The organism is Glaciecola nitratireducens FR1064, assembly GCF_000226565.1.
Classification (GTDB): domain Bacteria; phylum Pseudomonadota; class Gammaproteobacteria; order Enterobacterales; family Alteromonadaceae; genus Glaciecola; species Glaciecola nitratireducens.
The window spans coordinates 1,319,686-1,332,093 of the sequence record NC_016041.1 but is presented as its reverse complement, the minus strand read 5'-3'; the positions used below and the strand labels follow the sequence as shown (position 1 = coordinate 1,332,093).

General features: G+C 40.6%; 10 protein-coding genes. 5 read left to right on the top strand and 5 right to left on the bottom strand.

Annotated elements, in window-relative coordinates; all coding sequences use genetic code 11:
- Position 1 precedes the first annotated feature (1 nt).
- Complete coding sequence (locus tag GNIT_RS05830; protein WP_049786976.1) at positions 2–1,018, bottom strand: Fe(3+) ABC transporter substrate-binding protein; 1,017 nt, start codon at positions 1,016–1,018, stop codon at positions 2–4.
- 172 nt (positions 1,019–1,190) lie between these two features.
- Between GNIT_RS05830 and yciH the strand changes: the two genes are divergently transcribed.
- The 3 genes from yciH to pheA all read left to right on the top strand — a co-directional run bounded on the left by yciH (position 1,191) and on the right by pheA (position 3,758).
- Positions 1,191–1,514 (top strand): stress response translation initiation inhibitor YciH, encoded by a 324-nt coding sequence (yciH, locus tag GNIT_RS05825; RefSeq protein WP_014108228.1) that lies wholly within the window; start codon positions 1,191–1,193, stop codon positions 1,512–1,514.
- 64 nt (positions 1,515–1,578) lie between these two features.
- Positions 1,579–2,385: a response regulator gene (locus GNIT_RS05820; protein ID WP_014108227.1), complete on the top strand. Its 807-nt coding sequence runs from the start codon at positions 1,579–1,581 to the stop codon at positions 2,383–2,385.
- Between the two features lie 191 nt (positions 2,386–2,576).
- Positions 2,577–3,758: a prephenate dehydratase gene (gene pheA / locus GNIT_RS05815; RefSeq protein ID WP_014108226.1), complete on the top strand. Its 1,182-nt coding sequence runs from the start codon at positions 2,577–2,579 to the stop codon at positions 3,756–3,758.
- Between the two features lie 55 nt (positions 3,759–3,813).
- Here pheA and tyrA read toward each other — a convergent pair whose 3' ends face one another.
- The 3 genes from tyrA to GNIT_RS05800 form a co-directional block, all read right to left on the bottom strand.
- Positions 3,814–4,953, bottom strand: a complete 1,140-nt coding sequence (gene tyrA / locus GNIT_RS05810; protein ID WP_014108225.1) for a bifunctional chorismate mutase/prephenate dehydrogenase — start codon at positions 4,951–4,953, stop codon at positions 3,814–3,816.
- Between the two features lie 8 nt (positions 4,954–4,961).
- On the bottom strand, positions 4,962–6,050 hold the full coding sequence (locus GNIT_RS05805) for a 3-deoxy-7-phosphoheptulonate synthase (RefSeq protein ID WP_014108224.1): 1,089 nt from the start codon (positions 6,048–6,050) through the stop codon (positions 4,962–4,964).
- Between the two features lie 351 nt (positions 6,051–6,401).
- Positions 6,402–7,940 carry an AbgT family transporter gene (locus GNIT_RS05800; RefSeq protein ID WP_014108223.1) on the bottom strand — a complete coding sequence of 513 codons (1,539 nt, stop codon included), beginning with the start codon at positions 7,938–7,940 and terminating at the stop codon, positions 6,402–6,404.
- Between the two features lie 361 nt (positions 7,941–8,301).
- On the opposite strand from GNIT_RS05800, the gene GNIT_RS05790 reads away from it, so the two are divergent.
- Together GNIT_RS05790 and GNIT_RS17645 are read left to right on the top strand one after the other, a co-directional pair.
- On the top strand, positions 8,302–8,790 hold the full coding sequence (locus GNIT_RS05790; RefSeq protein WP_014108221.1) for a hypothetical protein: 489 nt from the start codon (positions 8,302–8,304) through the stop codon (positions 8,788–8,790).
- Positions 8,791–9,101: 311 nt separating this feature from the next.
- On the top strand, positions 9,102–11,945 hold the full coding sequence (locus GNIT_RS17645; RefSeq protein WP_014108220.1) for a GGDEF and EAL domain-containing protein: 2,844 nt from the start codon (positions 9,102–9,104) through the stop codon (positions 11,943–11,945).
- Between the two features lie 94 nt (positions 11,946–12,039).
- On the opposite strand, the gene rplS is transcribed toward GNIT_RS17645, so the two are convergent.
- Positions 12,040–12,399, bottom strand: a complete 360-nt coding sequence (rplS, locus tag GNIT_RS05780) for a 50S ribosomal protein L19 (RefSeq protein ID WP_014108219.1) — start codon at positions 12,397–12,399, stop codon at positions 12,040–12,042.
- Positions 12,400–12,408: the final 9 nt, after the last annotated feature.

Sequence of the window (12,408 nt, the reverse complement as noted above, 5' to 3'; positions counted from 1 at the left end):
ATTAACGCCAACCCGCGCTATCCATTAGCATAAGCGCTTTCGCGTTTGTCTCGCCCACTTTACTCAGAGACACATCTTGTGCTTTAAATGTACCCATGTCTTGTAAAGTTTGGCTCCATTTTATGCCTTCTTTTACTGGGTACTCATGATTTGTTTCGGCGTACCAGACTTGTGCCTCATCCGTTAGCATAAAACGGATAAGTGCTTTAGCGGCGTCCAAGTTTTTGGCGTGTTTAGCAACACTCACACCCGAGATATTCACGTGTGCACCAATGGTTTCTTGGTCTGGCCAGAATACGGCCACTTGTTGAGCAGTTTTACGCGTTGCTTCATCTTCGTCATTCAACATGCCTGCTAAATAGTAAGTATTAGCAATAGCAATATCACACTCACCAGCAACAACGGCTTTGATCTGGTCGCGATCGCCACCTTTTGGTGTTCGCGCAAAGTTTGCAACAAGGCCTTTCGCCCAAGCCAAGGTTTTTGCTTCACCCTGAGTTTGGATCATGCCTGAAATCATCGACTGATTGTAAATATTATTAGATGAACGAATGCAAATACGGTTTTTCCACTTTTCGTCAGTTAATGCTTGCATGGTTGACAGCGACTCAGGATTAACCCGATCCTTTGCATACATTATTGGGCGCGCTCGCAGCGTTAGTGCTGTCCAGTGCTGCTCCTCATCGCGCAGATATGCAGGCACATTCTCAACAACAAAATCATCAGCGTTAACCTGCGTGATACCAAGTTGCTTCGCTCTCACTAAGCGGCCGACATCTGTTGAAATCAGAACATCCGCAGGGCTAAATTGACCTTCTGATTGAATACGGGAAATAAGCGCGTCAGCGCCGCCAGTAATAAGATTTACCTTGATACCGGTTTCTTTACTGAAATCATCCAATATCGGCTTTATCAGCGCTTCTTTGCGTGCTGAGTATACGTTTACCTCTGCAGCGATGCTGTGTGCCGAGAAAATCACTAACAAGAATAAAACAAAAACACTAGAAATACGTACTATCACTTCTTCCTTCCTATTAACTTTAGTAACAATGTGTACATGGTAATTGATAATAGTTCTCAATTGCAACTAGGGATCACAAAAACTGCTTTAATTCGTCAAAATAGCTTTGATTAAGTCCATAGGATATACTCAGATCAATAGATTAGGCTGAATATGTACTTTTTATCGAATGAATGATTCAAGATTAGTTTATTCGACCGATACAGGTAGAATAAAGAACGAAAACCTTACCTCGCAAAGTGCGCCAAAAGGCGATGGTATTGTAAGAATACGAAAAGAAACGAAAGGCCGCAAAGGCAAAGGGGTGAGTATTATCGATGGCCTAGAAATGAAGGAGGCCGACCTCAAATCGCTTTGTAAAGAATTGAAAAAGCAATGTGGTTGCGGTGGCGCAGTGAAAGGCTTTAGCATCGAAATCCAAGGCGATGTTCGCGATAAGCTAAAACAAATATTAGAAGCAAAAGGAAAACGCGTAAAATTGGCAGGCGGCTGAACCGTTTTGCTGAATGCTCGTTAACAGAGCCTCGCTCAAACATTTTTTAAGAGATAACTAAGTAATGCATAAACTTTCAATTTCTGATTTACACATCTTATTGGTCGAACCGTCCGATACGCAAAGTAAGATCATAAAAACACTGCTGCTCGCTGAAAATGTGCAAACCGTTGACGTCGTGAAAAATGTTGAGCAGGCAAAAGCATCTATCACCGCTCACGGCGCAGATATGGTGGTTAGTACCATGTATTTATCAGACGGCAGTGGCTTAGATATTTTAAAATTTATAAAAGATAATGAAGCCAACGCATCCATTCCATTCATGCTAGTGAGTAGTGAAAACAGTATCAGCAAACTGGATGAATTCAAACAAGCTGGTGTTGCAGCTATTCTTCCAAAACCATTCGAGCCAATTCACTTAGCTCGTGGCTTAAACGCTAGCCTGCAGCTCCTTAATACCGATGAAATAAATTTAAACTTGTTCGATCCTCAAGACGTACGCGTGCTACTAGTCGACGATAGCCGTTTGGCGCGGAATCACATTCGTAGAGTACTAGAAGGTATGGGTTTAACTAAGCTGATGGAAGCAGAAAATGGCGCTCATGCGCTCACGCTTTTAAAAGACAATGATTTCGACCTAGTAGTCACTGATTACAACATGCCGGAAATGGACGGCCGAGAGCTTTCAGAGTTCATACGCTTCAACCCGGCGACAACTCATATACCGATTATCATGGTGACCTCAGAATCATCAACCAGTCCTCACATGGCGAATATTCAGCAAACCGGTGTAAATGCGCTTTGTGATAAACCTTTCGAATCGGATGAAGTAAAGGCTTTGTTAGTAAGATTATTGGATTCTGATATATAAAGTAGGATATTTCACACTACTATTTTGGATATTTAGGAAATTTCTCCTTTTATCCATTGACACCACGCGGTCACTTACTTACATTTCATACAGAGGCTTTCATCACGCCTCCAGTATTCCTTTATTTACTTCTACCAAATAGCTTTAATGAGGCATGATTTGGCCATAACCGTATACTCTCAGGAGCTGAAGTGCCCAAACAAGAACTCGAAGAAATTCGCAAAAAGATTACAACGCTCGACTCAGACTTGCTTTCTCTGCTGGCAACTCGTCAAGGGCTATCCAACCAAGTTGCCGAAACAAAAGTCAAAAACCAGATACCCGTGCGAGATCAAGCCAGAGAAGAGCAACTGCTTATTCGCCTGATCAAGCAAGGCCAAAAGGTAGGCTTAGACCCGCACTTTGTCACTCAATTATTTCACGTAATTATTGAGGATTCCGTTTTAAATCAGCAAGCTATGCTAGCGCGCTGGGCAAATCCAGGCAGTGAAAAACCGCTTAACCGCGTCGCTTTTTTGGGCGATAAAGGTTCTTACAGCTATCTTGCTACGCAAAAATACTTTTCGAGACGCCCCGGTGAATTACTGGAAATAGGCTGTCAAAGCTTCGGTGAAATTATCAACAAAGTTGAATCAGGTGAAGCTGACTTTGCTGTGCTTCCTATTGAGAACACCTCTTCAGGCAGTATCAATGAGGTTTATGATCAACTTCAGCATACTCGTTTGAGTATCGTCGGTGAACTCACTCATCCAATCAAGCATGCTCTTTTAGTTGCCGAGGGTGTTGACGTTAGCAAAATAAAAACACTGTATGCTCATCCGCAAGTATTCGCGCAATGTAGCCACTTTTTAGCGGAGCTCGGCAACGTCGAGGTGAAGCCATGTGATAGCACATCTGCTGCAATGATTACAGTAAATGAATTACACTCAGGCGAAGCTGCTGCCATTGGCAGTGAGGCGGGCGGAGCTCTGTATGGCTTAAAAGCAATAAAATCGAACTTGGCTAATCAAAAAGAAAATCACAGCCGATTTATTGTTGTGGCAAGTGATTCTGTGAAGGTTCCTTTGCAGGTGCCGGCAAAAACCACATTGATTATGTCGACAGTTCAAAAGCCCGGCGCGCTAGTTGAAGCTTTACTTGTGTTGCGGGACAACCAAATCAACATGACAAAGCTCGAGTCTAGACCGATTACAGGTAACCCTTGGGAAGAAATGTTTTACCTAGACGTTGAGGGGAACATTGCTGATGGGCCAATGCAAAAAGCCTTCGAAGCACTAAGAGGAATGACACGCTACTTTAAAGTATTAGGCTGTTACCCGGTTGAGGAAGTGAGTCCAACTAAAGTCGCGGCAGTTAATGCGTTGATGGAGTAGCCTTTTGGCTATTCCACATTCTAATTAATGCTGAGCGTCACCGTATGGACACTAATTACGGTTTTCTCAACAGCTGACTATCATCCGCTTTCAGCAATAGCTTTTTGCTGTCCACTAGGCACTGTTCTGCATAATCACCAAACCATTGCTTAGTTTCATTAAATTGACGCACAAATGAGGCTTTGTCTACTTGCTCGACAAGTTGCAGAGCTTCTCCAAAGCGAGCGTGAAACCTTTTGAGGAGCGCTAAACTCTCCGCATTATTAAAAATAATATCAGCATAAAGAGCTGGGGATTGTGCAAACAACCTTCCAACCATCGCCAATTCTAAGCGGTAAATTGGAGAGCTGAACATCAATAAAGATGCCAAATTTGGATCTTCCTCCTTCAAGTGCTGACCATATACAAAAGTACTAAAATGGCGCATTACTTGAATAAATGCCATTGCGCTGTCGTGCTCTTTACTTGAGGACTCATGCAGCACAGCCCCCCAAGTGCGCATTTGCTCAAGCAACCATTCGTACTTATCAGGCTCTCGACCATGACACACAACAACAACCTGCTTTATCATCCCAGGGCTGTCTGGACCGAACATCGGATGCAAACCAATCACAGGGCCATTGTGCACATTCAGCATAGCTTGTAGAGGCTCATTTTTGACACTGGTAATATCTGCAAGAATACACTGCTTAGGCAAATTGCCTAAACGTTCAATGACCGAGACAGTTAGCTTGATGGGCACAGCCACTAGTACTAAATCAGCACCAGCAAATATTTCCTCTGACTTTGCCCAATCATCTTTTTCTAGTGTTGTGACCTTATAGTCACTTTGCTCAAAAAGTGTAACAAAGACACGACCTAAAGCACCTTCCCCGCCAATAATGACCACTTTAGTAATATTGGGGTTAATGCAACGATAGTTAGTATGTTGGCTTAGATAAGAATCTCGAATAACCCTGCGCAACACGTCTTCCGCTAAATCTGGTGACAAACCGATAGATGAAGCCTGCTCACGCCGAGCAGCAATCATTTCAGATTCCCTAGTTGGCACGTAAATAGGCATACCCGTTTGACTTTTTACTTCACCCACCTTGCTAGTAAGCTCATTTCTGAGCTTTAGTAGCTGTATAAGCTGGCTATCGACATCATCAATACGATCACGAAGTCCAGCAAGTGTTTTATCCGAGTCTGCCATACCTGCCTTTATGCTTTTCTGCGCTTAGTTTGGCGCATAGGTAATACCGTTATAAGGCGATCACGTGTCTGCAAAATAAGATCGTGTGTTTGCGCCCAATCAATACATCCATCGGTAATAGACACACCGTAGTCTAAATCTTCCAGAGTTTTCCCCGTTGAACTTTGATTTCCAGCATTCAAATGACTTTCTAACATAATACCAATAATTGATTGGTTGCCTTCTAGTATTTGGTTTACGACATTTTTTGCAACTAAAGGCTGACTGCGGTAATCCTTTGAACTATTTGCATGACTGCAGTCTACAACCAAGCTAGAAACCACGCCCTTATCAATCAACTCTGCTTCACAGTCTGCAACGCACACCGAATCGTAGTTAGGTTGTTTGCCTCCACGAAGAATAATGTGACCGTCAGGGTTACCTTGCGTTTTAATAACACTCACCTGCCCTTCTTTATTAATCCCCATAAATCGGTGACCAGATGCTGCAGATTGAAGCGCGTTAATAGCGATACCTAAAGAACCATCCGTTCCATTCTTAAATCCAACCGGCATTGATAGACCACTGGCCATTTCGCGGTGAGTTTGTGACTCAGAGGTTCTTGCACCAATAGCAGCCCAGCTGAACAATTCAGCTAAGTATTGTGGGCTAATAGGATCGAGTGCCTCAGTTGCTACCGGCAAACCTAATTCAGCCAACCAAATTAGCAACTCTCTCGCTCTGCGCAGCCCTGTCTCAATATCGAAAGTATCGTTCAAATGCGGGTCGTTAATTAAACCTTTCCAACCTGTCGTGGTGCGTGGCTTTTCAAAATAAACGCGCATCACAATATACAGCGTGTCTATAGATGATTCATGCAACTCTTTTAGTTTAAGCGCATATTCTTTTGCCGCTTTAATATCATGAATTGAACACGGACCACAAACGACTAACAAGCGATGATCATCGCCATGAATAATATCAGAAATGATTTTTCTAGAATCAATCACGCCTTGTAAAGCATGCTCACTAACTGGAAGCTCTTTGCTAAGTTCGTCAGGGGTAACTAATACTTCTTCTGATGAAACGTGAATATTATTAACTGTGTCTTTTTGCATTTTTTTACTCTTTATAGGGAAACGGATGAAATGTTAAACGTGAGACGAAAACAGCAAGAGGAGGCATAAAAATATCGTGAACTTTGCTACCAAACCATGATGTAAATTTTTGTTTACACGAGAAATTACACGAAAAATATCGTTATTTGACTTTTTAACAAACTATTGTATCAGCTTCAAGTTGAATATGAATTAATTTGCAATAATTAAAAAAAAGCGCCAATTTAAGAACTAAACTAGCGCCTTTCAGTAATATTGACTCTGTAAGGTAACCATACACCTACTAAAGTTGTGGTAATTAGTAATTGAAGAATTAAGCAAATTCCCAATTCATAATGTTGTATTTATTATCTATACAGCAGGATAAACATAACTTGCTTGTATGCCTAATGGAATACCAATTGCCCAATAAATAAGCAAGAAAATTGTCCAAGCAATGAGAATAGTAATACTAAATGGCAACATCAATGATAGTAAGGTGCCAATACCTGTCGATTTCACATAACGCTGACAATACACCACGACTAAAGGAAAGTACGGCATCAATGGGGTAATAATATTCGAAGATGAGTCTCCTAAACGATAAGCTGCTTGTGTTAAGTCTGGCGAAATTCCTAATTGCATTAACATAGGTACAAAAATCGGTCCCAATAAGGCCCATTTCGCCGATGAGGAGCCAACGAATAGATTCACAAAAGCAGTCAACATGATTATACCAACAATTGTGATCATAGGCGGCAATGCCATTCCTTTAAGGAACTCAGCACCGTTGATAGCCATTAGTGCGCCGAGGTTGGATTTACCAAATGCATCGATAAATAAAGCGCAGAAAAAAGCCATAACAATGTAATAACTCATTCCCTGCATCGCTTTAGTCATGCTATCGATCATATCTTTGGTCGTACTGTACGTACCTGACATGAATCCGTACACCACACCAGGCAACAAAAATAGAAGAAAGATAAGTGGAACAATAGACTGCATAATAGGCGCAGAGAAGCTTGTCAGTTCACCACTTGCATCGCGCATCGGTGATGTCTCAGGGATCAAAATAGCAATTAACGCACCGATCCCAAAAAGCATAACAAGACCCGACACGCGAAGTGCTCTAGTTTGTTTAGCCGATAATTCATCAAAGCGAGGGATTTCATTTGGATCGCCATCGACCTCTACATCTTTCAAACGAGGTTCAATAATTTTATCCGTGATATACCAAGCAATTCCGACAATTAACAACGTTGAAGCTGAATTAAAAAACCAGTTATTTAACGGGTTTACTTGAATATCCGGGTCAATTATTTGTGCCGCAGCTTGTGTGAACGACTGCAGTAAAGGATCGATCGCTGATGGGATAAAGTTAGCGCAAAAACCACCGCTCACACCAGCAAACGCCGCAGCGATCCCTGCAAGAGGATGCCTACCCATTGCGTAAAATATGACACCTGCTAGTGGAATAACCAAAACATAACCGGCATCAGTGGCGGTATGACTGACAATCGCAACTAACACAACCATAGGCGTTAGTAAGGTTTTAGGCGTCGAATCTAACATACGCTTCAAGCCTGCACTGATAAAGCCACTGTGCTCCGCAACGCCCACTCCCAACATGGCAACGAGGACAACACCCAAGGGTGCGAAACCAGTAAAGATGCCAACCATACGACTTAAAAAATCAGCCATTGCCGCACCCGTTAATAAATTTTTAACTTCAATCGCTGAACCAGTGCGGGGATCAACAGCATCGAATGTCATTTGGGAAAATATCGCGGAACATACCCAAATAATGACTAAACAGATAAAGAAAATGATAGCAGGATCAGGTAGCTTATTGCCCACTCGCTCCACTTTATCAAGCGCTCGTGTAACCCAAGTTGCGGATGCTTGTTGCATAGATGTCTCCGTTATTATTATTTTTAAACGGTAATGTGCAACACACCTACCATTTAACTTTTTTTGAATATCAACTCGTTATGCTGCTGAAAACACACACGATAGAGCCAAAAATGTTAATTGCGGATGCAATTAAACATGCTTCTTCAAAAATTATCCACTTGTTTTTAGTTAAGTATGAAGCAGGCAAAACCTGCCCATTGATATGTAAGAGTAGCGATAAGCTCAAATATTACGCGAGCTTCAACAGTAAAACTTGATATGAACAAAAACGATTAATATGAAAAATAATTATTGACTAATTTTAAGCCAACAATATACTGTACAAATAAACATGTATAATCATATTGAGGTGATACAAATGAATGCATCTACTTATTTAAGCGCCAACACAAATACACACAGGCAATTTCCGCTTGGAATTAATAGCAGCTCAGACGCATATTCTGGTTTAGTAATAGAGCGTGTATCTAGCGGAATTAAGAGCATTGACCAATTAATTCAACGCTACGGAGTTTGCTTGAACAGCCGAGAAAATCAACTTGCCGATAATGCTTTTCAAAAATCACTAGTGTTGTATGGACAGGACCAACGACTCGATTACGTCAACTTACCACCCTGCATGTATATAACCATTGCTGAAGCTGATGCTGATACGAAATTTGTTATTCACCGCCTCTATCTGCCATACAAAAACGGTGTTCGCTTTGCCACCTATTTGTTAAATGAAGACGGTGACATTATCGAAAGCGTTTGCTATCAGCGCAATAGTAAATATTTGCAGGCATTCAAAGTAATACGCAAACATATTTTCATGACACATTGTGCCCTTAATACTGAGGCAGCATAAGTTTAGGCCAGCCTACTTGACCTTGACCATCTAAACCTGGTCTGAATATTTAATTGTGCGTCTAAAAATAATCTGTCTCGCCTTTTTTATTTAAGCTAATTTTATGCTTTTTCTTCCCTCATCTTTTGTTAAGCGATTTTTCTGAGTTCAAATCTAACATTACGCTGTATTTTTATTCAAATAGACAAAAAAATGGAATAAGATAAACCAAATCAAAAAAACAGTCTTCAAAATGGAATTATTAACAAGACTAACAGCGTTGCTTATACAAAGTTAATTGTAGCTCAACCGCTATAGGGCACTAAAATTTGATGCTAGAAAAAGAGCTTTTAGATGCGTTGAACTGCGTTCCAGAGCATATTGCTTTAACGTCACTCGATGGTCGTGTTATTTTTTGCAATAAGTTATGGGAGCAAGGTCTTCATAAGTATGCTAAGCAAGAGCTATTCGTTAAAGCTGGAGATACATGGCCTAACCATGACATACCTGACAAAGTATTTTTGGAAAGTATCCAAATTGCACTTAAACAAGCAGCAGCTGACGTAGGCTTATCAGCCTCAGTACAAACAGAGTTTTTCCATCAAAGTTATCAACATAAACTAATTTGTACACTCAACTCTTTTAGTAGCAATAACGAGACAATGCTTGTTATTAGTATGAATATTTTGATGGATGCTGATGCAAGTAAAACTCTACCGTTCAAATTAACTCAGGATGAAGGAATTATTCTGAACAGCTTACTGGAAGGTGTCGTTATTCAAGATGCAAGTGGTGTGATCATTTCAAATAATCCAGCATCAGAAAAAATATTGGGGCTTAGCAGCGCGCAAATGCGTGGGCTAGACAATGCTGATCCTAGCTGGGGCACCATTACTGAGGCTGGCAACCCTTGTCCTCCCGAAGACCACCCCTCATCACTTGCAATATCATTAGGCAAACCCGTTTATGATTTTACCATGGGCGTTAATGATTCGTCTGGCCATGTTCGCTGGCTAAAAATCAATTCTCAGCCTATTTTTGCTAACGGTGCAGATAAACCTTCAGTTTCAATTACATCATTTGTGGATATTACTGAAGAAAAACGCCGTCAAAAATCATTATTTAAACTATCTGAACGCTTAAAATTAGCCCTCAAAGCAGGGCAACTGGGTGTATGGGAGTTTGATACAAAAACGGGCAAAATAAGCTGGGATGAACGGATGTTTGACATCTTTGATGTTAAACCCGCTGAATTCACTGGGCAGTTTTCAGATTTTATAAACACGCTCCATCCAGATGACAAAGAGAGAACAATACAAATATTTGCTGATTCGTTAGAGAAAAAACAGAGCATGGCTTTTGATTTTCGCATTATTGACAGTCACGAGAATATTCGACATCTTTCAGGTACCTCAGAGATCATTCAAGGTAGCAATGGTGAACCAGATATTTGTGTTGGTATTAATCAGGATATTACGCTTCAAAAAAATGCGAAACAATTACTCCTAGACCAACACATTAAATTATTAAATTTTGTCAGCGCGATGCCTGTAGCTGTTTTTTCGGTGGTTAATAATTCCATCACTATTAATAAGCGTGGCGAGCACTTAACGGGTTACTCTAAAACCGAATTGTCCCGTGTGGAAGATTTTTTCAACTGCTTATTTTCTGGAAAGCTGGAGCCGAACCAAGACTTTTATGAAAGTGTTACCAGAAATACTGACTTGCAATCAAAAAGCACGATGCAGATACAACATAAAGATGGTTCACGTCGATGGATTACTTTTGAAGGTTGTAATTTAGCTGACAGACAGGCTTGGGTCATGATAGATATGACAGAACAAGTTAATGCTGAAAAAGAATTAAAGAAACTCGCCTTTTTTGACAGCCTAACAGGTCTCCCAAACAGACATTCGATAGAACAAAAATTGATAGCTTTAGTCGATATAGCGAAATCTACAGGAACACTATTCGGCATATTATTAATTGATTTAGATTCTTTTAAAAACGTAAACGATAATTACGGTCATATTGTTGGGGACCAGCTATTGACTCGAGTTTCTAGGCGTCTGAAGAAGCGACTAAGAGAGGATGATACCTTAGGTCGCATTGGTGGCGATGAATTTATGATTATCGTTCGAAACATAAGAGATAGTGATAAGTTGATTAGTATTGCGAATAGCTTCATTGATGCGTTTACAACTCCCGTTGTCCTTAACAATAGCGTTAGACTATCCTTAAATGTCACGATAACCATTGGCGCCAGCCTTTATCCGATTCATGGTGAAGATTATGTACACTTGTTTCGAAACGCAGATACGTCACTTTATCACGCTAAAGCAGAGGGTAAAAATAGGGCGCAATTATATCAAAGTGAATTTACTACGAGTTTAAAAACAAAATTAGAGCTTGAAGCTAATATAGAGCTTGCGATTGCAAACCAAGCCTTTTCACTTCACTTCCAACCTATTGTAAATTGCTCAAACAATCAGATTTTGAGCGCTGAATGTTTAATGCGCTGGTTTCATCCTGAACTTGGCTACATTACCCCAGACAAATTTATTAGTGCGGCTGAGACGACAGGCCAAATAGTGAGATTAGGTAGATGGGTTATTAGAGAATCGTTTAAAGAGTTCGTAAAGTGGCAACAAAATGGTATTGAACTCGAATATCTAGCCATTAATTTATCTCCTGTGCAGTTTAACGATGGCTCACTGATTAATGATATTTCGATTGCACTTGCTGAAACCGGTATCAACCCGAAAAGTATTGTGTTTGAAATAACTGAAGGGATGTTAGTACACAACCAAAGCTATACAAGTAACATTTTGAAAAAAATGAAAAAATTGGGTATTCGATTAGCCATTGATGACTTTGGTACTGGATATTCCTCCCTAGCCTACTTGAAATATTTCGATGTCGATATTTTAAAAATTGATAGAAGCTTCATTATGGACATACCGGATAACCCCCAAGATATGCAAATTACTGGAGCGATACTTTCAATGGCGCAGGATTTAAACTTAAAAGTTGTTGCCGAAGGTGTTGAAACTGAAGGGCAACTAGCGTTTTTAAAAGCACATAATTGTAATACATATCAAGGCTATTTCAAAAGCCCAGCAATTAGTGGAGATGAATTTGTAGCGTTATTCAAAAACGATAAACAAGTGGTGTAATATTACTTAATTTACGACCAATGTGATGAGCCTAAAAACAAAAAGCCCGCAATTAAGCGGGCTTTTGAATGTTAACGATGACACTAAATTAAAATTAGTTAAGTTTTTCTTTGATACGTGCAGATTTACCTGAACGTTCACGTAAGTAGTACAACTTAGCGCGACGAACAGCACCACGACGTTTCACTTCAATAGAAGAAATTGCTGGGCTGTGAGTTTGGAACACACGCTCTACACCTTCACCACTAGAAATCTTACGTACAGTGAAAGCAGAGTGTAGACCACGGTTACGCTTAGCGATTACTACGCCTTCGTATGCCTGAAGACGTTCTTTTTCGCCTTCTTTTACTCTTACTTTAACAACTACAGTGTCACCCGGGCCAAATGCCGGGACATCAGTTTTGAGCTGTGCTTGCTCAATCATTTTGATGATATTTTGACTTACTTTACTCATCAGATCCTC

What these genes read in the sequence shown, in the direction of transcription:
- GNIT_RS17645 (WP_014108220.1), top strand. Translation starts at nt 9,102, where the DNA reads ATGCTAGAAAAAGAGCTTTTAGATGCGTTGAACTGCGTTCCAGAGCAT.
- tyrA (WP_014108225.1), bottom strand. Translation starts at nt 4,953, where the DNA reads ATGGCAGACTCGGATAAAACACTTGCTGGACTTCGTGATCGTATTGAT.
- GNIT_RS05805 (WP_014108224.1), bottom strand. Translation starts at nt 6,050, where the DNA reads ATGCAAAAAGACACAGTTAATAATATTCACGTTTCATCAGAAGAAGTA.
- GNIT_RS05820 (WP_014108227.1), top strand. Translation starts at nt 1,579, where the DNA reads ATGCATAAACTTTCAATTTCTGATTTACACATCTTATTGGTCGAACCG.
- GNIT_RS05800 (WP_014108223.1), bottom strand. Translation starts at nt 7,940, where the DNA reads ATGCAACAAGCATCCGCAACTTGGGTTACACGAGCGCTTGATAAAGTG.
- yciH (WP_014108228.1), top strand. Translation starts at nt 1,191, where the DNA reads ATGAATGATTCAAGATTAGTTTATTCGACCGATACAGGTAGAATAAAG.
- GNIT_RS05790 (WP_014108221.1), top strand. Translation starts at nt 8,302, where the DNA reads ATGAATGCATCTACTTATTTAAGCGCCAACACAAATACACACAGGCAA.
- rplS (WP_014108219.1), bottom strand. Translation starts at nt 12,399, where the DNA reads ATGAGTAAAGTAAGTCAAAATATCATCAAAATGATTGAGCAAGCACAG.